Origin of the sequence: Streptomyces sp. NBC_00019, from assembly GCF_045041015.1 — a bacterium.
GTDB lineage: Bacteria > Actinomycetota > Actinomycetes > Streptomycetales > Streptomycetaceae > Streptomyces.
The window spans coordinates 3,545,003-3,564,769 of sequence record NZ_CP108302.1; the positions used below are offsets into that span (position 1 = coordinate 3,545,003).

Here is a 19,767-nt window from a genome sequence, read left to right on the forward strand (position 1 = left end):
GCGCTGACGGACAGACGCCGAGGGTCGAGCGCCGACGGCCGGAAGCCGACCATCAGGCATCGACGGGCTGCCGCTCGGCGTGCTCGGTCCCCGCTGCCCTCTCCTGACGGTGGGCACGGATCGAGTACGTCAGAGCGGCGGCCCACACCGCGTAGAGGACGACGTACACCACGGCACTCACCGAACCGCCCGCGCCGATCCAGTCGCTCTTGAGCAGCGTACGGACGTTGGTGACGATGATGACGCCACCCACCGCGGAGCCCAGGACCCGCGGCGGAACCAGCCGGACCAGCCACGCGGCGACCGGCGCGGCGACCAGACCGCCGAGCAGGAAGGCCAGGACCCAGTACCGGTCGAGGCCCTGGGAGCCGAGGGAGAAGAGGAATCCCAGGCTCGCGGCGACGGCGACCAGGAACTCGCTGGTGTCGATCGAGCCGATCACCTTGCGCGGCTCCATCCGCCCGCCGGCCAGCAGCGCGGGCGTACCCACCGGCCCCCAGCCGCCGCCCCCGGTCGCGTCGAGGAACCCGGCTACCAGGCCGAGCGGGGCCAGGAACCGCTTCCGCAGCGGCTTGCCGAGGTTCTCCTCGGGCAGGCCCCGGAAGGTGAAGCGCGACATGACGTACAGGCCGAGACCCAGCAGGATCAGGGACATCACCGGCTCGGCGACCTCGGTCGACAACGACGACAGGACCGTCGCGCCGAGGAACGAGCCGACCGCGCCCGGGACGCCGATCCTGGCGACGACCTTCCAGTCGACGTTGCCGAAGCGCCAGTGCGAGGCGCCGGACATCAGCGTCGTACCGATCTCGGCGAGATGGACCGTCGCGGAGGCCGCGGCCGGACCGGTACCCATGGCGAGGAGCAGGGTGGTGGAGGTCACGCCGTAGGCCATGCCGAGGCTGCCGTCCACGAGCTGGGCGCCCAGGCCCGCGAGGGCGAGCAGTGTCAGCGTGCGCATGGGGGAGGTCCCGTCCGTCGTTTCCTGGCTTTCCCACCGGGGAGGTAGGGATGAACGGGACGCGACGGTAGGGCGTCAAACTGAGGACAGCCTTAGACCCGGATGAGCGCACTCACAGACAGGGACGCTACGGGTTCTCCCACGCCGCCGGCTCCGCCGCCAGCGCCTGCACCGGCCCTGGCAGGGCGTCCGCGGCGATGTCGGCGATGGTGACGCCCTCCAGGATGCGGCGCACATTGGCCCGCAGCGCGATCCACAGGGGCAGCAGCGGCTGAGCGGAACCGGTGTAGGCGAGCTCGGTGGGGCGTTCACCTCGGACGGAGACGATGGGGCCGTCCACGGTCCGGATCACATCGGCGATCGTGATCTTCGCCGCGTCACGGGCCAGCCGGTAACCGCCGTTGCCCCCGCGCCGGCTGTCGACGACACCGCCGCGCCGCAGGTCACCGAGGATGCCCTCCAGGAACTTGTGCGGAATGTCCTGAGTGACGGCGATGGCCTCCGCCTTCACCGGACCGTCGCCCTGTCGTACGGCGAGCTCGAGTACCGCTCGTACCGCGTAGTCCGCCCGTGCCGAGATCCTCATGAGGGCCATTGTGAGGCGTGCCCCGCCGGGCATGGAGAATGGTCCCTCCCTCGCGTCCCGGGAAACGCAGGCACAACAGGAGGCGACGCTCGCGTGGAGCTCAGCAGACGAACCTTCAGCGCACTGGCCGGCACGACGGCGCTCGGCCTGGCGCTGACCGGCAGTGGCGGTGCGCTGCCGTCCTCCGCCGCGCCCGGACTCGCGCCCACGGGCCCTCCACCGAGCCCGCCCACCGCCGACGGCAGCGCGCACACCGTCGGCTTCGACCGCTATTCGCTGCTGGTCGACGGGCGCCGGCTGGTCCTGTGGTCGGGCGAGATGCATCCGTTCCGGCTGCCGAGCCCGTCGCTGTGGCGGGACGTGCTGCAGAAGATGCGCGCGCACGGCTACAACGCGGTGAGCGTCTACGTCGCCTGGAACCTCCACTCCCCCGCGCCCGGTGAGTACGACTTCACGGGCGTCCGCGACCTGGACCTGTTCCTGCGCACGGCCGCCGAGACCGGCCTGTACGTGATCCTGCGCCCGGGCCCGTACGTCAACGCCGAGGTCGACGCGGGCGGCTTCCCGGGCTGGCTGACGGCGACCGAGGGCAGGGCCCGGACCGCCGACCCCACCTATCTGTCGTACGCCGACGAGTGGTTGACGCGGGTGAACGCGATCGCCGCCCGGCATCTCCACACCAAGGGCAAGGGCACCGTCCTGCTCTACCAGATCGAGAACGCGTACGACGTCACCGGCGCGGACGGCCGCGCGTACATGTCCCACCTGTACAAGAAGGTGCGGGCGGACGGGATCGACGTACCCCTCTTCCACAACGACAAGACCCGCGAGGGACGTTGGGTGCCCGGGTCGTTCGACACCGGTGGGGACAAGGGGAGTTGGCTGTACGGCTTCGACGGGTATCCGGAGCCTGACGAGGTCCCGCAGGACTGGGGGCGCTTCGGCACGCGGTCGGCGCGGGCCGCGAAGGCCAGCCCGAAGACCCCGGGTTTCCTCCCGGAGTTCGGGGGCGGCCGGCCCGATCCTTGGGGCGGGGCGGCGTTCGGGGGCAAGGGCTACGAGGAGTCGCGGCGGACCCGGGACGCGGCGTACGAGCGGCGCTTCCATCTCACCAACCTCGCCAACGGGATCACGCTGCACAACGTCTACATGACGTTCGGCGGCACCTCGTGGGGCTGGCTGCCCGCGCCGCAGGTCTACACGTCGTACGACTACGGGGCGGTCATCGACGAGGGGCGCCGGCAGACGGCGAAGCTCGCCCCGATGCACCAGCTCGGTCATCTGCTGCGGCAGGTCCCGGACTTCGCGAAACTGGACCGGGCGAAGGCCGTGCCGTCCCCCGACGACCGGCTGAAGGTGTACCACCTGACCAACCGCGACACGGGCTCCCATGTCTACGTCGTGCGCAACGACTCCGCCGAGGACGTCTCCGTACCCCTGCCGAACGCCGGCATCGAGGTGCCGATGACCGTCCCGGCCCATGACGCCCGGTTGATCACCACCGAACTGAAGCTCGGGCGGCGGACGTTGAGGTACGCCACCGCCCAGCTCGCTATGTTCGTCGCCGCCGGGCGGCAGGACATCGCCGTCTTCTCCGGCCGGCACGGCGACATGGCCCAGGTCGTCCTGGAGTGCCCGGACGAGCCGACGGCGACCCGGCTGGACGCGGAACCGGCGTGGATCTACGACCGCGGCCTGCTGCGGGTGACCGCCCCGCTCGGCGTGGGCCTGCTGGCCCGCGTGAAGGTGGAGAACGGCGGCTCCGGGCGCCCGCTGCTGATCTTCTTCGCCGACGACGAGACCGCGCTGCGGCTGTGGCCGTACGAGACCCCGTCCGGGACGGTGCTGGTGTACGGCCCGTCGCTGGTGCGGTCCGTCACCCTGGAGGGCTCCACCGTGCACCTCACCGGTGACACGACCGCGGTGACCGGCCTGGAGGTGTGGGGGCCGCGCGGTATCGGCCAGGTCACCTGGAACGGACAGGCGGTACCGACCCGGGTCAGCGCCACCAACAGCCTCATCGCCCTGAAGCCCCTGCCCGGTGTGGGCGCCGTGTCGCTGCCCGCGCTGGACAAGGGCTGGCGGCGCCGCACCGAGAACCCCGAGTCCGCGCCGGACTTCGACGACTCGGCGTGGCAACAGGCCGACAAGAAGAGCTCGTTCAGCACCACCCCGGTGCCCGACGGGCAGCCGGTGCTCTTCGCGGACGACTACGGCTTCCACTACGGCGACGTCTGGTATCGCGGCCGCCTCACCGACGCCGAGGACACGAAGTCGGTCTCCCTCGCCTACAGCACCGGCACCCAGGGCCTCCTGATGGCCTGGCTGGACGGGGAACCGCTGGGCACCCACCGGATGCCGGTCCCGGACAAGAAGACGGCCCGGAAGGGCACTTGGACGGACACGGCGGACTTCGCGGTGCCGGAGAAGCTGAGGGAGCGGGACGAACATGTGCTGTCGGTCCTCGTCCGGCGGATGCAGCACGACATGGACGGCGAGTCCCTCGACACGCACAAGGCGGCCCGGGGACTGACCGCCGTACGGTTCAAGGGCGCCTCGCCGAAGGTGAGTTGGCGGCTTCAGGGCGCGGCCGCGGCCGATCCGGTGCGCGGGCCGCTGAACAATGGCGGTCTGTACGGGGAGCGGGAGGGCTGGCACCTGCCCGGCCATGACGACGGCGACTGGGAGTCGGTGCGGCTGCCGCGCGAGGAACGGCGGCAGGGCGTCACCTGGTACCGCACGTCCTTCCGGCTGTCCGTGGACCCCGGCGTCGACGCCTCGATCGCCCTCACCCTCGACGACGACCGGAAGCGTGCCTACCGGGTGCAAATCTTCCTCAACGGCTGGAACATGGGCCAGTACATCAACGACGTCGGCCCCCAGCACACCTTCGTCCTGCCGAACGGCGTCCTGCGCACCAGGGGCAGCAACTCCCTTGCCCTGGCGGTCATCTCCGACGGTACGACGGAGGCGGGTCCCAAGGACGTACGGCTGACACTGCTGGGCGCGACGGCGGGCGGGGTGACAGTGGAGAACGTCTGAGGAGGAGAACCTCGTGCGAAGACGGCGATTCATCAGCGGGTTGGTCGGGGCGGGGGCCGGGATCGGGCTGGTCTCGTCGAGCGGCGGCACAGCCACCGGGGCCACCAGGGCCACCGCACCCCGGGCCCTCGGCCCACACGACTGGCAGACCGTCCCGGCCCCCGTGTGCACCCCGGCCGCCCAACTCCTCGGCGTGGCGGCCGCGGGACCGGACCTCGCGTGGGCCGTGGGCGAGGAGGGCCGCAACGGCGGCACACGCGGAGTGCCGCTCGCCCTGGTCTGGGACGGCAGCGCATGGACCCGCCTCGATCTCACCCACCTCGGGCTCACCGGCGGCTATCTGCGCTCGGTCGCCGCTTCGGCGGGCGCCGCCTGGGCCGTCGGCACCGACACGAACGGCGTCGCCCGACTGCTGCGCTGGGACGGGACGACCTGGCAGGAGTCCCTCTTCGCCGGGCGACTGGCGTACGGGACGAGCCTGACCGGGGTGACGCTGGACGCGAAGGACCGCGTCTGGCTCTCCGGCCGCAACAGCGACGGCTGCGTACTGCTGCGCGGCGACGGCGGGGACGACGGCTGGACCTGGGTGACCCCGCCCCCGACCCCGCCCACCAGCGCTCCGGCCGGCCTCCGCGTGGCACCCGACGGCGACGTCTGGGTGTACGACGCCGCACTCGTCGCCCGCTGGGACGGCGAGACCTGGACCGAACTGCCCGCCCCTGCCGGACTGCGCCCCTCCGTCACCGGACTGCTCCCGGTCACCGCCGACGACGTCTGGCTCACCGGCTACGACTACGGAGTCGGCGGCCCGCCCGGCAAACCGCCGTCCGTCACCCTCCGCCACTGGGACGGCAGCGCGTGGACCTACGCCACGACCCCGTTCACCGTCGGCATGCTCACCGCGATCGTCGCCGACGCCCAGGGCGGCCCCGACCGCATCGCGGGCTGGGACTTCTGGGACCAGACCCGCGCGCACTACCTCCGGTGGGAGAACGGCGCGTGGGTCAGCGAGCGGGGCCCTCAGTCCTCGGCCCCCGTACTGCTCAGCGGACTCGCGTCCGTGCCCGGTGCGGGCGGGTACTGGTCCGTCGGCACGAACTCCGCCTCGCCGTATCCGCCCGCGCAGGTGTATGTCGAGCGATGAGCTTCTAGGCCAGCCGGATCACGTTCCACGACAGCGGTTCGAGTACGGCGGTCAGGGTGCCGTCGGTCAGCGCGGTGCCCTCGACCGTGTGCGGGGCGACCCGCTCGGGCTCGGCGAGGGTGTTCCTGGCGTCCGGGTCGGCGTCGGCGAGGACGCTGTGCTCGACGACGGACGACAGGTCCAGCGCACCGAGGGAGACTTCGAGCGGAAGCGCCTCGGTCCGGCTGCGGTTGACCGCGAAGACGGTGACCGAGCCGTCCTCGCCGCGCACGGCGGTGGCGTGCAGCAGGTCGGTCTCGCCGTACTTCTTCGTCTCGTACGTCGGTGAGTCGACCCGCACGTCCAGGACCTCGCCGCGGCCGTACTTGGCGGCCTGGGCGAACGGGAAGAACGTCGTCTGCCGCCAGGCCGGACCGCCCGGCTCGGTCATGATCGGCGCGATGACGTTGACCAGCTGGGCGAGGCAGGCCACGGTGACGCGGTCGGCGTGCCGGAGCAGGGCGATGAGGAGGGAGCCGAAGACGACGGCGTCGGTGACGCTGTAGTTGTCCTCCAGGAGGCGGGGGGCCTCCGCCCAGTCCCGCGCGCCTGAGTTCTCGATCTCGTGCCACTCCGAGATGTACCAGACGTTCCACTCGTCGAAGGAGAGGTTGATCTTCTTCTCGGACTTCAGCCGGGCGCCCACGTGATCACAGGTGGCGACCACGTTCTCGATGAAGGACTCCATGTCGACGGCGGAGGCCAGGAAGGAGTCGATGTCTCCGTCCTCGGGCTGGTAGTAGGCGTGCAGGGAGATGTAGTCGACGAGGTCGTACGTCTCCGCCAGGACCGTCGCCTCCCACTCGGCGAAGGTCGGCATGGACTGGCTGGAGGAGCCGCAGGCGACGAGTTCGATGCCCGGGTCGATCTGGCGCATCGCGCGGGCGGTCTCGGCGGCGATCCGGCCGTACTCCTGGGCGGTCTTGTGGCCGGTCTGCCAGGGGCCGTCCATCTCGTTGCCCAGGCACCAGAGGTTGATGCCGAAGGAGTCCTTGTCGCCGTGCGCGGCACGGAGGTCGGACAGGGCCGTGCCGGCGGGGTGGTTGGCGTACTCCTGGAGTTCGAGGGCCTCGGCGACGCCCCGGGTGCCGAGGTTGAGGGCCATCATGGGTTCGGCCTGGGGGCCGATCTTCTTCAGGAAGGCGATGTACTCGGAGAGGCCGAAGCGGTTGGTCTCGGTGGAGCGCCAGGCCAGGTCGAGGCGGCGGGGGCGGTCATCGGCGGGGCCGACGCTGTCCTCCCACTTGTAGCCGGACACGAAGTTGCCGCCGGGGTAGCGGATGGTGGTTGTGCCCAGTTCGCGAACGAGTTCAAGTACGTCCGTGCGGATACCGTCCTCGTCCGCTGTGGGGTGGTCGGGCTCGAAAATGCCGGTGTAGACGCAGCGGCCGAGGTGTTCCACGAAGGAGCCGAAGAGGCGGGGGTTGACCTGGCCGACGGTGAAGGCGGGGTCGAGGGTGAAGCGGGCGGTGCTCATGTTTGCCTTTCGAGGTTGTGTGTCGTCTGCGGGTCCGTGGGGGCTTGTCGCGCCCACGCGGCGGAGCCGCATATGGACACAGCCCCGCGCCCCTAAGCCACGTTCGGCCAGCCGTTCTTTGTCCAGTGCAGTCTGTTCAACCCAAGCTTCGGCGTGCCTTCGTCCTGTGCGTCGTAATAGTGGTACGCCAGCCAATCTTGGCCCCTGTCCCTGAAGACCGACTGGCCGCCCGTGCCGACATACCTGCCGTGGCCCTCCAGCAAGAGGTCACCGCCGCCCTCCAGCATCGGTTTGCCCGTGCTGTCGGTGTAGGGGCCCGTCACCGACGTGGACCTGCCGACCTTGATCTTGTACGTCGAGTTCACGCCCGAGCAGCACGCGTCGTACGAGGCGAAGAGGTAGTAGTAGCGGCCGTGCCGCACGATGTACGGGCCCTCGACCGCGTAGGGGGCGTCCGGGCGGGTCGCCAGGTGATGGACCGTGGTGCCCTCGACCGCCTTGCCCGTCCTCGGGTTCAGCTCGACCATGCGGATGCCGGTCCAGTACGAGCCGAAGGACATCCACAGCTTGCCGTCGGCCTTGATCAGGGCGGGGTCGATGGCGTTCCAGGTGTCCGTGCGCTCGGAGGAGAAGACCTTGCCCCGGTCGGTCCAGGTGCCGGGGAGACCGGACGTCGACGTGGCCACGCCGATCGCGGAGTGGTTGGTGCCCCAGCTCGACACCGCGTAGTACAGCCAGTACCGGCCCGCGCGGTAGGAGATGTCGGGTGCCCACGGATCGCCGGTGTCGTTGTACTCGTACCACCAACTCGGCGGCTCGGCGAAGGCGTTGCCGGAGTCGGCCCAGTACTTGCGGTCCTTGGACAGACGGGCGCCGATGACTCCGCCCGTCGAATAGGCCACGTAGCCGCCGGACTTGAGGCGGATGACGGTGGGGTCGTGGATGATCTGCTGGCCGGTGACGGGCTGCGGGTCCGGGTAACCCGGCTGTGCGTACGCCGTGTTGGGCAGGAGTGCCAGGAACAGTGCCGCGATCAGGGCCGTCAACGCTCTGGGTGCTCTCACTGTCCCGCCAATCCCGTGTGGGCGACGCCCGCCACGATCTGCCGCTGGAAGAAGACGAAGACGACGATCAGGGGCAGGCCCGCCATCAGACCGCCGGCCATGAGCTGGGCCCACTGGATGCCGTAGGAGTTCATGACGGTCGCGATGCCGTTCGGCATGGTCATCAGGTCGGGGTTGTTGGTGACCATGTAAGGCCACAGGAAGTTGTTCCAGGAGGCGATGAAGGTGAAGATGCCCACCGCCGCCAGGGAGGGCCGCGCGAGCGGGACGACGATCGTGAAGAAGACGCGCCAGCGGCCGGCGCCGTCGATGAACGCGGCCTCCTCCAGTTCGCGCGGGATGCCCTGGAAGAACTTGTAGAGGATGTAGACCATCGCGGCGGGCGCGCACTGGGGCAGGATCATGCCCCAGTAGGTGTCGACCATCCCCATCTGCTGGACCGTGGTGAACAGCGGTACGCCCAGGACCGCGGGAGACACCATGAGGCCCGCCATCACCACGCCCATCAGGACGTTCTTGCCGCGGAACTCGGTGCGGGCGAAGCCGTATCCGGCCAGCGCGCTCACCGCCAGCACGATGGTCGTCACGCACACCGAGACGACCAGGGAGTTGATGAACCAGTTGCCGATGTTGCCGGTCTCCCAGAGGGACTTCCAGGCCTGGACCGTCCACGCCTCCGGCAGCCAGTGCGGCGGGATCTCGGCCGCCTCCGCCTCGGACTTGAGCGAGGTGAACAGGGCGGCGGCGATCGGGGCCACGAAGACGGCGGAGACGGCGACGCCGATCAGCGTGAGGACGATCTGGCTGGGCGTCCAGGGCTTGCGGGACTTGAGCCGTGGCTGGGTGGTGCTCATCGGGACCCCTCCTCACGGTTGCGCAGCAGTGCCATCCGTCCGAGGGCGACGGCCGCGATGATCACGAAGAAGATGATGGACATCGCGGAGGCGTAGCCCACGCGGTAGCTGGTGAAGCCCTGTTCGAGGGTGTACTGGACGAAGGAGCGGGTGCTGAGCTCGGGTCCGGGACTGAAGTCCATCATCACGACGGCCTGGTCGAAGAGCTGGAGCGAGGCGAGGATCTGGAGCGCGATCACCAGACCGGTGATGTGGCGCAGCATCGGCAGGGTGATGTGGACCATGCGGTGCCAGGCGTTGGCGCCGTCCAGCTTGGCGGCCTCGTAGAGGTGGTCGGGGATGCCCTGGAGCGCGGCGAGGTACAGCAGGAAGCTGAAGCCGACCGTCCACCACAGGGTCTGGATGACGATGGCGAGCATCGCGTACGACTTGTCGGTCAGCCAGGGGGTGTCGAGGCCGAAGGTCTCGTTGAACAGGCCGATGCCCTGGGTGAAGAGCCACTGCCACATGTTGGCGGCGACCGTCGAGGGCAGCAGGAAGGGGACGAAGAAGCACAGCCGCCACAGCCATTTGCCGCGCTCGATGTGGTGGGCGAGCATCGCGAGCAGGAAGGCCAGGACGGTGATGCACGGCACCACGAGGAGGGTGAACCAGGCGCTGTGGCCGAGCGCGTCCCACATCGCCTGGTCGTTGAGGGCTTCGCGGTAGTTGTCGAGGCCGACGAAGCTCGCGCCCTCGCCGGAGATGTTGGCGTCCGTGAAGCTGAGGTAGAGGCCGCGCAGCAGCGGCCAGATGACGAAGAGCGCGAACAGCGCCAGGAACGGGGCGATGAACCAGCCCCCGTGCTGGAAGCCCTGCTTGCGGCGGACGGTCGCGGTGGCGGTGGCGGTCCTCGCCCGCGCCGGTGCGACGACGGTCTGAGCGCTGGTCGTCATGCGGCCGTACCTCCCTGCGCGGCGGTCCTGCCGTCCATCGGGTTCTTCGAGGCGAGGAGTTTGGTGAGCCGGGACTTCATCCGCTGTGCGACGGCGGCCGGCTTGGCGGAGCCCATGGTCGAGGAGACGACGACGGGGCCGAGGTCCTGGGCGAGGACGCCGGTGGAGCCCGCGAACCACACCTTGGGCTCGGTGGCCTGGTGGTCCATGGCGCTCACGTACTCGTTCTGCGGTTCGAGCTTCTGGTAAGCGGCCGTGGACAGCGTCGGCGTGTACGCGGGGATGTGGCCGCCGGCCGCCCACTGCTGGGCGTGTGTGACGACGTACGCGGCGAGCTCGTGCGCGGCCTCGTTGGTGGCGCCGCCGCGGCCCGACTGGTGGGGCAGGACGAACGCGTGCGACTCGGCGTGGGTGGCGGGCTTGCCGAAGACGGGCGGCAGCGGGGTCGCGCCGTAGTCCAGTTCCGCGCCGGAGAAGACCGGCACCGACCAGTTGCCCTCCCAGGTGAAGGGGGCGCCGTTGATGAACTGCTCGCCGGTGGGTGCGCCGGGGATGACGTAGCCGTCGGTGACGTGTTGCCGGAGGAACTCCAGGACCTGGGTGGCCTTGTCGGCGTCGAAGAGCACCTCGGTGTTGTCGTCGTCGAACCAGCGGCCGCCGAGCTGGGTGTAGAAGGCGACGAAGAACCACCACTGGAAGTTCTGGTCGTTGGTCCACAGGCCGACGGTCTGCAGGCCCTTCTTCTGGACCTGCTTGGCCTTCTTCAGGACGTCGAACCACTCGTCGGTGGAGCCGACCGGGATCATCCGGCCGTCGTCGCCGAGCAGGTCCGCCTTCTTCAGGACGTCCTTGCGGTAGAAGCAGAGCTGGACGTGGATGTCGAGGGGGAGGGCGTAGAGCTTGCCGTCGATGACACCGCGGTTCCACAGCGCCGGGTTGTAGTCGGCCTTGCGCACGCCGTACCGGGCGAGGAGTGCCTCGTCCCAAGGGTCCAGGAGCCGTCCCGGCGAGAAGCCCGCGACGCGGCCCACGTGCATGACGCCGAGTTCGGGGGCGCGGTTGCCCGCGGCGGCCATGGCGAGCTTGGTGTAGAAGGGGTTGCCCCACTGGAGGGTGGAGTCCTTGACCGCGATGTCGGGGTGTTCCTTCCGGAAGGAGTCCAGCATCGCGATCATGTTGGCGCCGTCGCCGCCGCTGAAGAGGTTCCAGTAGCGCACCCGGGTGTCCGCGTCGGAGGCGAGCGCGTCGGCGCCGGTGCCGAGCGCGGCGAAGCCGAAGCTGCCGGCCACGGCCAACCCGCCTGCGGCGGCGAGCAGTTGCCTGCGGTTCAGGTCAGGTCGTCCCATTGCCTGCCCTTACAGTCGGAGAAGAGATTCTGTTGGTTCGATATCTCGTTAGGTGCTCGTAACTTCGAACGGGACCGTAGATAGGAAGCGCTTTCTAGTCAATGGTCCGGACAGGATTTTCAGAACCGCGAGCGGTAGTTCCCACTTGTACGAACGGTCACCGGATCGCATGACGTGGACAGTTCCGGCCGCGTACGCTCGGACGGGCTGCCGGACAGCGGTGACAAGGGGGATCGATGGACATCGCGCGCACGAGGGCGGGGCGGGTAGCCGCGGCGCTGCGGCGCGCGAGAACCGGGTCCGCGATGCGCCGGCTCGCCGTCGAACTCGACACCGCACTGCGGGCCAGGCCCACTCCCCCGGCCGGCGCGCACGAGGTGTGCCGGGCGCTGTGCGAGGAGATGAGCGCGCGCCGCGACGGGCGGCCCATCGAGCTGCGCTTCGAACGGTTCCCCGACGAGATCGAGGTGACCGGCCTGTGCGTGGAGTTCCACGACTTCGACCTGGTCATCGTCGAGGAGCGGGCCGAGGCGGTGCAGCAACTGGTCATCCTCGGCCATGAGTTGTGGCATCTCAACGCCGGACACCGGCACGGGGTGGGCCAGGCCGCCGCCCGCGCGCTGGCCGGCGGCCCCGACTGGAAGGACGCCCTGGCCGTCGCCGCACGCGACGGCTCCCGGCAGACCGACGAGGCGGAGGCGGACGACTTCGGGCACCGGCTGGCGGCGGCGTTCCGGCCCTATCTGTCGGGCCACGGCGGCAGGGCTTCCCTCAACGGGATGGAGCGGTCCATGGGGTACCGCGGGCGCAGAGGCACGGAGCGGTGACACACGCCGGTCCGCTCGCGCAGGACAACCTCCTCAGCGGGGTGTACGTCTCCTTCTGGCTCCCCACCGTGGTGCTGACCGCGGCCCTGGTGATCAAACTGCCCAGCATCCTGAAGCTCTGGCGGGACCCGCTGCTGCGGGCCGTCGGCGGACTGCTGCTGTTCGCCTGCGCGGTGTTCGTCTTCGCCGCCCCCAGCACCATCTCCTGGACCAACCGGGTCACCGGTGTGCCGAACATCGCGGCACCCTGGGTGTACTCGCTGCTCACCGCGCTCTGCGCGTCATGGCTGCTGCTGGTCGTCCACTGGCGCAACGGCCGCACCGAGCGCCACGCCCACACCCGCCGCGCGACCCGGTGGGTGGTCGCCGTCTACGCGGGTGTCGTGGTCGCCCTGTGGGTGCTGTTCGCCCTCGCCGACGTGCCCGTGGAACAGATCCGGGACCTGGACACCTACTACGCCGGCACGCCGTTCATGCGTGAGGCGATCCTCCTGTACCTGTTCGCTCACATGGTGGCCAGCCTGGTCACGTCCCGGCTCGTCTGGAACTGGATCCGCACCGCCGGTCTCGACGGCTGGCTGCGCTGGGGGCTGAGGTTCCTGGGAGTCGGCTTCGCGACGAACCTGCTCTTCAGCGTCGCCAAGCTCACGGCGGTCGTCGCCCGCTGGGCCGGACACGACCTGGACTGGCTGAACACCAACATCGCGCCGTCGGCCGCATGCATCGCGGCGACCCTGGTCGCGACCGGCTTCATCGTGCCGCACGCCGGCCAGTACCTCCAGGAGCGGTGGCGGCTGCGCCGCCGGCATCGCGGCCTCAAACCCCTGGCCCGGCTGATGCGGGGCGTCGCGGGCAGCCGTGAGCCCTTCGCGCTGCGGGCGACCCTCGAGATGCGGCTGATCCGCCGCGAGACACTCATCCGCGACGCGCTCCTGCAACTCTCCCGCCACCTCGACGACGAGCTGCGCGACCGCGCCTACGACGCCGCCCTGGCCCTCGGTCTCGAGCGCGGCCGGGCCCAGGCGCTGGCGGCGGCCGTGACGATCCTGGACGCCATGGAGCGCGAGCCGGGCTCCCCGGACGCCGACGACGCGAGCGTCCCCGACACCACCTATCTGCTGCAGGAGATCCAGGCCGTGTCCGAGGCCCTGCGCAGCCCCGACGAGATCAAGGCGGTACGCACCCGTGCGGCCGTCCCGGCAGAGAGCATGTCCGCGCATGAGTGAGAGTCCCTCCCCCGCCAGAACCGCCGTGGTCCTGGGGGGATCCCATACCGGCATGCTCGCGGCGCGGGCGCTCGCCGCCTTCGCCGACCGCGTGCTGGTCGTCGAGCGGGACGTACTGCCCGAGGGCCCCGAGCCGCGCAAGGGTCTGCCGCAGGCCCGGCACGCCCACATGCTGTGGTCGGGCGGTGTGCGGGCCATGGAGGAGCTGCTGCCGGGCGTCTCCGAGCTGCTCCGGGAAGCGGGGGCGCGGCGGGCGCCGGTCACCACGGACATCGTCGGCTACTCGGCGCAGGGCTGGTTCCGGCGCTGGCCCGAGTCCCACCATGTGATCCTGGCCGGGCGGGACCTGCTGGACGCGACGGTCCGCGCACAGGTCCTGGCCGACGGGCGGGTGGAAGTGCTCGGCGGCACCGAGGTGCTGGGCCTCGTGGGTACGCCGGAGGCGGTCACCGGGGTCCGGGTGCGGGAGCGCGACGGCCGCGAACGGACCATCGGGGCGGGCATGGTGGTCGACGCCACCGGCCGGGGCTCCGGAGCGCCCCGCTGGCTGACGGAACTCGGACTGCCCGCACCGCGGGAGCGCAAGGTCGACTCCGGCCTCGCGTACGCCAGTCGGCTCTACCTCGCGCCCGAGCAGGCCCGCGGCGGCTTCCCCGTCATCCATGTGCAGCCCGACCCGCACGCCGGCGTCCCGGGCCGGGCGGGCTTTCTGCTGCCCATCGAGAACGGCCGCTGGATCGTCACGGTGAACGGCACGCGGGGCGGCGAACCCTCCGGCGCCGACGACGACTTCGTCCGGTTCGCCCGCGAGGAGCTGCGGCACCCTCTCATCGGCGACCTGCTGCGGCAGGCCGAGCCGCTGTCCGAGGTGGCGGTCACCCGCGCCACGGTCAACCGCCGGTACTTCTACGAGCGGATGGCGGCCTGGCCCGACAACTTCACGGTGCTGGGCGACGCGTTGGCCGCGTACAACCCGGTCTACGGTCATGGACTCGCCGTCGGTGCGCAGAGTGCGCTGCTCCTGCGGAAGCTGACCGCGCGTCATGGGTGGGGTGCGCCCGGACTGTCCCGTCGGGTCCAGAAGGCCGTCGCCCGTCCGGTGGGGGCGGCGTGGGATCTGGCGACGGGGCAGGACGTGTTCTACCCGGGGGCGACGGAGAACGGGCCGACGCTGCGGGACCGGCTGCTGGCCGGGTATGTGGACCGGCTGATGCTCACGGCCACGGGGAACGGGCGGATCGCCCGCCGCGTGACGGATGTGACGTCGTTGGAGCGGCGGGCGGAGGTGTTGCTGAGTCCGTCGGTGTTGCTGGCGGCGGCGGTGGGGCCGTTGAAGGCGCCCTTGGCGGCGCCGCCTTTGACTGCTGAGGAGTTGAAGCGGGTGGGCTTGCAGTAGTTCGTCGGGCGCGGGTCGGTGGGGGCTGGTCGCGCCCACGCGGCGGAGCCGCAAATCGATACAGCCCCGCGCCCCTGCTCGGCATACAGTCACCCGGCGAAAATCGGTTGCTCCAGACCCTTTCCCGCGCCAGGCACCACCAGCAGCGAGCCCGCCACCGGGTGCGGTGCCTCCAGGCCCACCGTCGCCGTCGTGATGTACAGGTCGGTCAGGTCGGCGCCGCCGAAGGCGCACGCTGTCACCCTCGGCGTGGGGAGGGTGATCACCCGGTCCAGCGCGCCCTCCGGCGTATAGCGGCGTACCGCTCCCCCGTCCCACAGCGCCACCCACACACAGCCGTCGGCGTCGACGGTGAGGCCGTCGGGGAAGCCGGCGCCCTCCTCGATCTCGACGAGGGGGCGGCGGTTCACGGGGCGCCCGGCCTCGAAGTCGAAGACGTCGACGCGGCGGGTCGGTGAGTCGATGTAGTACATCCGGCGGCCGTCGGGGCTCCAGCCGGTGCCGTTGCTGACCGCGACGTCGTCGAGGACGGTCTCGAAGGAGCCGTCGCCGGTGAGACGGGACAGGGTGCCGCCGCCCGGCGCCTCGTCGTAGCGCATGGTGCCCGCCCACAGCGAACCGTCGGGGGCGACGGCGGCGTCGTTGGCGCGGCGGCCGGGGACCGGCTCGTGGTGCAGCCAGCGGAAGGAGTCGTCCGCGTCCAGGAGGGCGACGCCGTCCCGCAGGTTGAGGACGAGCCCGCCACCGGTGCGCGGCTTGGCGGCGCCGATGTGCTGGTCGGTGACGCGGACCGTGCGGTGGCCGGAGACGGGGTCGTAGGTGTTGATCCGGGCGCCGAGGATGTCGAGCCAGACGAGGTGGTTCCGCGCCGGGTCCCAGGTGGGGCCCTCGCCGAGGGACGCCTCGGCGCGGACGGCCACCTCGTAGTCGTACGTCTTCGAGGTCATCCCACGCTCCGGTGACCGAGGCGCTCGGACAGCTCGGCGGCACCCTTCGCGGCGAGCTGCTCCAGCTCGTCGCGGCGCTCGTCGCTCCAGCGGATCATGGGCACGGAGATGGACAGCGCGGCCACCACCCGGCCGGTGCGGTCACGGACCGGGGCGGCCACGCAGGAGACGTCCGGGTTGGACTCACGGCTCTCCACGGCGAGGCCGCGCTCGCGGATGTGGGCGAGGGCCTCGCGCAGGGCGCCCGGTTCGGTGATGCTGTTCGGAGTCATCCGGATCAGCTCGACGGAGTCCGGGATGCGGGAGCTCAGCTCCGGCTCGGGGAGCGAGGCGAGCAGCATCTTGCCGACGGAGGTGCAATGGGCAGGGAGCCGGCGCCCGGCGGCGGACACCATCCGCACCGCATGCGTCGAGTCCACCTTGGCGATGTAGATGACGTCGGTGCCCTCCAGGATCGCCACGTGCACCGTCTCGTCACAGGTCTCGGCGACGGACCGCGCGACCTGCTGCCCCTCGGCGGCGAGGTCGAGCTGCTCGGCATACCGGCTGCCGAGCTGGTACGGCCGCACCCCGAGCCGGTAACGTCCCGGCTGACCCGGCACCGGGACGATGTACGACCGCGCGGCGAGCGTGGTCACCAGCTCGTGCACGGTGGTGCGCGGCAGCTGCAGCTTGCGCACTATGTCGGGGGCGGAGAGCGTGCCGTCCCCGTCGAGGAAGAGCTCCAGAATGTCGAGAGCCCGGGTCACGGCAGGTACAAGACGTCCCACGTCCAGCCCCCTCCCTTTGCGTCTTAGGCATCTGTTCGAAATTTCAACAGACGATCGGAATAACGAACACAGGCTAGCCATACCGCGTTTCCCTGGGCAATGGGCCTGCAGACTACGCGCCGCGCAACCGTCCCGTTTCGGCAGGAAGCGTACGGGTGCGAGGTGCCGGTACTACTGTGTTCGTGTGTGACACGTCACACTGCGTGGTGTGGGCCCGAACGGCAAGGTCCGCAGCGACGCCGACTTCTACTTCTACAACAACCCGGTGGCCGCCGACGGAAGCGTGCACCTGCTGGACAAGACACCCACCGAGGACGGCAACGAGGACCGGATCAGCTTCCCCCTCTTCCCTTCCCGATCCGATGTGACAGGGTGACGTCACGTCGAAGGGTGGGGGGAGTCGCTGTGCCTGAGCTTCTCAAGGGCGGGAACACCGTGGTGGGCTCCGGGCCGCTGACCGCCGAGTTGCACACCGTGGGTGATCCGGTGGATCTGAGTGCGCTGCTGGTGGGGGCGGACGGGCGGGTGCGGTCCGATGGGGATCTGGTGTTCTACAACCAGCCCTCGGGTGAGGACGGGGCCGTGCGGCATGTCGGTGCCGATGGTTCCGGGCCCGAGCGGGTGGTCGTGGATCCGGCCGGGCTGCCCGCGGACGTGGACCGGGTCGTGCTGGTCGGCAGCTGTGATCCCGACAACGCCGCCCGTACGTTCCGTGAGGTCAACGAGGTCACCGTCCGGGCGCATCAGCCCGAAGGTGATCCCGTGGTCTTCCGTGCGCCCGCGCTGACCGACGGCGAGCGCGCGGTCCTGCTCGTGGAGCTGTACCGGCGGGGCGACGGGTGGAAGCTGCGGGCCATCGGGCAGGGGTACGCCGAGGGGCTGGCGGGGCTGGCCACGGACTTCGGGATCGACGTGTCCGAGCCGGAGGCCGAGACGCCTCCCACTCCCGCACAGTCACCGGCCCCCGCACAAGCTCCGGCTCCGGCCCCCGCACAAGCTCCGGCACCGGCACCGGCACCGGCCAGTCTCGTCAAGCCCCCGCTCGGCAAGGTCAGCCTGGACAAGGGCGGCCAGGTTTCGATCAGTCTGGACAAGTCGGACCGCGAGCTCGTCGTCACCGTGGCCCTGGAATGGGACGGCGGCAGTGACGAGCGGCGTCGCCGGGGTGCCGACCTCGATCTGTACGCCCTGTTCGTGCCCGCCGCTCAGGCCCAGCGCGGGTCACAGGCACCGGGCACGATCATCAAGACTGGGCGCGGGGAGAAAAAGGGCAAGGGCGGCGACGTCGTCTACTACAAGAACCTCGGCTCGTTGCAGCAGGCGCCTTACATCCAGCTCGACGGGGACGCCCGTGTCCCCGGCCGGGAGACGATCCGTATCGTGCGGCCCGAGGAGCAGGGGTACGTCCTGCTGTGCGCGTACTCGGCCGTCAGCAACGGGTTCGGTTCCTTCAAGAGCTTCGGTGCGCAGGTCGTGGTCGACGACGGGCGCGGCTCCAACATCACCGTGCCGCTGTACGAGAACACCAAGACCCGCTACTGGGTGGCCATCGCCCTGGTCGACTTCACCACCGCCGACGGCGCGGCGATCCAGCACATCGAGTCCTACAGCGGCCGCATGAACGAACGTCGGCCGGTGCTGCACCCGGACGGCACGATCGAGATGAACGCGGGCCCGGTGGAGTTCAAGCGACGGTCGGACTCCTAGCCGGGCGACTCCCCCAGCACCCCCCTCAACCGCTGCGCCCTGAGCACCAGTTCCAGCTCGAAGCGCCGGTCCGGGTCGTCGATCTCCGCGCCCCAGAGCTCACGGATCTGACGGAGGCGGTAGCGGACCGTCTGGGGGTGGACGCCCAGCCGGGCGGCCACCTCCGGGGCGCCGCCACGGGTCTCCAGCCAGGCCAGTAACGTCTCGGCGAGCCGGCGGCCGTGGGTGGGGCCGCAGTGGGCCAGGGGGGCCAGGCAGCGCAGCGCGAGGTCGTCGATCAGTTCCTCCGGCTGCAGGAGCACCAGCGCCTCCGTGTGCTCCGTGCAGTGCAGGACCTCGCCCGACGGCAGCAGACGGCGTTCCATCAGGCGTACGGCGGCCTCGGCCCAGCGCAGCGACTTCGCCGCGTCGGCCAGCGGGACGGGGGGTCCTATCGCGCCGGACCAGCCGGTCAGGGCGCGGTGGAGGAGTTCGGGGCGACCCGCCGCGTCCGGTTCGGGGACGACCATGCGGGGCAGTTCGTACTCCATGTCCAGGAGCACCCCCTGGCCGACCGCGGGTGGTACCGCCTCCCGTGCCGGGCGCAGCAGGACGCCGACGGCGACTCTCTCGGGGAGCGGCCAGCCGATACGGGCGGCGCGTTCCGTGAGGGCCTCGGCGGGATCACCGTGCCGGTGGCGTTCGACCAACAGGAGTTCCATCAGGCGGCGTTGGAGCCTGAGCCGTTCGCCCGCCTGGCGGGCCGCCGCCTCGGCGTAGCCGCGGACCGACTGGTCGACGAGGCCGTCGAGGTACTCGTAACCCGCGTCGACGAGTTCGTACATCGCCGGCGGCGGGATCTCGACGCGCTGGCCGATCTCGGCGAAACGGCGCCAGGCCAGACGTACGCCCATGCGGTAGATGGCCTGGAGGGAGTCCAGGCTGCGGCCGTTCAGTCCCTCGCCCCGGCCGAACTCCTGGAAGACACCCGGAGGGACCGACGGGCGGCCCTCGGCGGTCTCCAGGTGCTGGACGAAGACCTCGATGGCGCGGCGGATGCCGACGAGGGCCATCGGCTCGCCCGACTCGTCGAGGACGACGGGCAGATGGGGGTACTCGCGGCGGATCTCGCGCAGGATCTCCTCGGCGAGCGCCGGTGCCTCCGCCATCGCGATCTCCGCGAACCGGCGCACCTGGAGCCGGGGTACATCGAGCCAGGCCGACCGGGAAGTCACCGCCGTCACGGCTCAACTCCCCTGGCCTGCTTGCTCGTACGTGATCAAGGGCGTGTTCGGCTGGTCGGGCGTCGCTTCGAGCAGCGCGACGATGCCGAACGCGGCCCCCACGGCGAGCGCGGCGGCGGCCACGACGGTGAGTGCGGCGGCGAGCAGTCTGGACATCGCAGGGTCAGCCTTTCAGTGGCTCTTTCCGGCGGTTGTCCCCACCCCGGCGTTCCACCCTGTCTGT

17 protein-coding genes and 1 pseudogene are annotated in these 19,767 nt (G+C 70.6%); 7 read left to right on the forward strand and 11 right to left on the reverse strand.

Translation table 11 applies throughout. The features are described 5' to 3' along the window. Positions 1 to 52: 52 nt before the first annotated feature. Entirely contained in the window at positions 53 to 961 is a 909-nt protein-coding gene (locus OHU89_RS16900; RefSeq protein ID WP_405643812.1) for a sulfite exporter TauE/SafE family protein, read from the reverse strand. A 127-nt stretch (positions 962 to 1,088) separates the two neighbouring features. Beyond that, entirely contained in the window at positions 1,089 to 1,547 is a 459-nt protein-coding gene (locus tag OHU89_RS16905) for an Rrf2 family transcriptional regulator (protein ID WP_267015997.1), read from the reverse strand. Between the two features lie 93 nt (positions 1,548 to 1,640). Between OHU89_RS16905 and OHU89_RS16910 the strand changes: the two genes are divergently transcribed. Next, positions 1,641 to 4,589 (forward strand): glycoside hydrolase family 35 protein, encoded by a 2,949-nt coding sequence (locus tag OHU89_RS16910; protein WP_405643815.1) that lies wholly within the window; start codon positions 1,641 to 1,643, stop codon positions 4,587 to 4,589. Between the two features lie 13 nt (positions 4,590 to 4,602). Next, entirely contained in the window at positions 4,603 to 5,733 is a 1,131-nt protein-coding gene (locus OHU89_RS16915; protein ID WP_405643818.1) for a hypothetical protein, read from the forward strand. A gap of 4 nt (positions 5,734 to 5,737) precedes the next feature. On the opposite strand, the gene OHU89_RS16920 is transcribed toward OHU89_RS16915, so the two are convergent. The 5 genes from OHU89_RS16920 to OHU89_RS16940 all read right to left on the reverse strand — a co-directional run bounded on the left by OHU89_RS16920 (position 5,738) and on the right by OHU89_RS16940 (position 11,448). Next, positions 5,738 to 7,249 (reverse strand): alpha-N-arabinofuranosidase, encoded by a 1,512-nt coding sequence (locus OHU89_RS16920; protein ID WP_405643821.1) that lies wholly within the window; start codon positions 7,247 to 7,249, stop codon positions 5,738 to 5,740. Positions 7,250 to 7,341: 92 nt separating this feature from the next. Then, positions 7,342 to 8,313, reverse strand: coding sequence for an arabinan endo-1,5-alpha-L-arabinosidase (locus OHU89_RS16925; RefSeq protein WP_405643824.1), 972 nt, complete (start codon positions 8,311 to 8,313; stop codon positions 7,342 to 7,344). Continuing rightward, positions 8,310 to 9,167 (reverse strand): carbohydrate ABC transporter permease, encoded by an 858-nt coding sequence (locus OHU89_RS16930; protein WP_405643827.1) that lies wholly within the window; start codon positions 9,165 to 9,167, stop codon positions 8,310 to 8,312. Before OHU89_RS16930 ends, OHU89_RS16925 begins: the two co-directional genes overlap by 4 nt. Then, on the reverse strand, positions 9,164 to 10,102 hold the full coding sequence (locus tag OHU89_RS16935) for a carbohydrate ABC transporter permease (RefSeq protein WP_405643830.1): 939 nt from the start codon (positions 10,100 to 10,102) through the stop codon (positions 9,164 to 9,166). The genes OHU89_RS16930 and OHU89_RS16935 overlap by 4 nt, the downstream gene beginning before the upstream one ends. Beyond that, the gene (locus OHU89_RS16940; protein WP_267015992.1) at positions 10,099 to 11,448 is read right to left on the reverse strand and encodes an extracellular solute-binding protein; all 1,350 of its coding nucleotides are present in this window, start codon (positions 11,446 to 11,448) and stop codon (positions 10,099 to 10,101) included. Before OHU89_RS16940 ends, OHU89_RS16935 begins: the two co-directional genes overlap by 4 nt. A 236-nt stretch (positions 11,449 to 11,684) precedes the next feature. On the opposite strand from OHU89_RS16940, the gene OHU89_RS16945 reads away from it, so the two are divergent. Genes OHU89_RS16945 through OHU89_RS16955 form a run of 3 tightly spaced genes read left to right on the forward strand, consistent with a single transcriptional unit; the run spans position 11,685 to position 14,897 of the window. Continuing rightward, complete coding sequence (locus OHU89_RS16945) at positions 11,685 to 12,275, forward strand: toxin-antitoxin system, toxin component family protein (protein ID WP_405643833.1); 591 nt, start codon at positions 11,685 to 11,687, stop codon at positions 12,273 to 12,275. Next, positions 12,272 to 13,501 (forward strand): MAB_1171c family putative transporter, encoded by a 1,230-nt coding sequence (locus OHU89_RS16950; protein WP_405643836.1) that lies wholly within the window; start codon positions 12,272 to 12,274, stop codon positions 13,499 to 13,501. The genes OHU89_RS16945 and OHU89_RS16950 overlap by 4 nt, the downstream gene beginning before the upstream one ends. After that, the gene (locus OHU89_RS16955) at positions 13,494 to 14,897 is read left to right on the forward strand and encodes an NAD(P)/FAD-dependent oxidoreductase (RefSeq protein ID WP_405643839.1); all 1,404 of its coding nucleotides are present in this window, start codon (positions 13,494 to 13,496) and stop codon (positions 14,895 to 14,897) included. Before OHU89_RS16950 ends, OHU89_RS16955 begins: the two co-directional genes overlap by 8 nt. Before the next feature lie 89 nt (positions 14,898 to 14,986). Here OHU89_RS16955 and OHU89_RS16960 read toward each other — a convergent pair whose 3' ends face one another. Further along, on the reverse strand, positions 14,987 to 15,844 hold the full coding sequence (locus OHU89_RS16960; protein ID WP_405643842.1) for an SMP-30/gluconolactonase/LRE family protein: 858 nt from the start codon (positions 15,842 to 15,844) through the stop codon (positions 14,987 to 14,989). Beyond that, entirely contained in the window at positions 15,841 to 16,614 is a 774-nt protein-coding gene (locus OHU89_RS16965; protein ID WP_405643845.1) for an IclR family transcriptional regulator, read from the reverse strand. The genes OHU89_RS16960 and OHU89_RS16965 overlap by 4 nt, the downstream gene beginning before the upstream one ends. Positions 16,615 to 16,831: 217 nt before the next feature. Between OHU89_RS16965 and OHU89_RS16970 the strand changes: the two are divergent. Together OHU89_RS16970 and OHU89_RS16975 are read left to right on the forward strand one after the other, a co-directional pair. Beyond that, a pseudogene (locus OHU89_RS16970) lies at positions 16,832 to 16,960 on the forward strand (TerD family protein); the annotation flags it as partial. 59 nt (positions 16,961 to 17,019) lie between these two features. Continuing rightward, positions 17,020 to 18,321, forward strand: coding sequence for a TerD family protein (locus OHU89_RS16975; RefSeq protein WP_405643846.1), 1,302 nt, complete (start codon positions 17,020 to 17,022; stop codon positions 18,319 to 18,321). On the opposite strand, the gene OHU89_RS16980 is transcribed toward OHU89_RS16975, so the two are convergent. Both OHU89_RS16980 and OHU89_RS16985 read right to left on the reverse strand, forming a co-directional pair. Continuing rightward, complete coding sequence (locus tag OHU89_RS16980; RefSeq protein WP_405654521.1) at positions 18,318 to 19,535, reverse strand: helix-turn-helix domain-containing protein; 1,218 nt, start codon at positions 19,533 to 19,535, stop codon at positions 18,318 to 18,320. The genes OHU89_RS16975 and OHU89_RS16980 overlap by 4 nt on opposite strands. A gap of 12 nt (positions 19,536 to 19,547) precedes the next feature. Next, positions 19,548 to 19,700, reverse strand: coding sequence for a hypothetical protein (locus OHU89_RS16985; protein WP_199924585.1), 153 nt, complete (start codon positions 19,698 to 19,700; stop codon positions 19,548 to 19,550). Positions 19,701 to 19,767 lie beyond the last annotated feature (67 nt).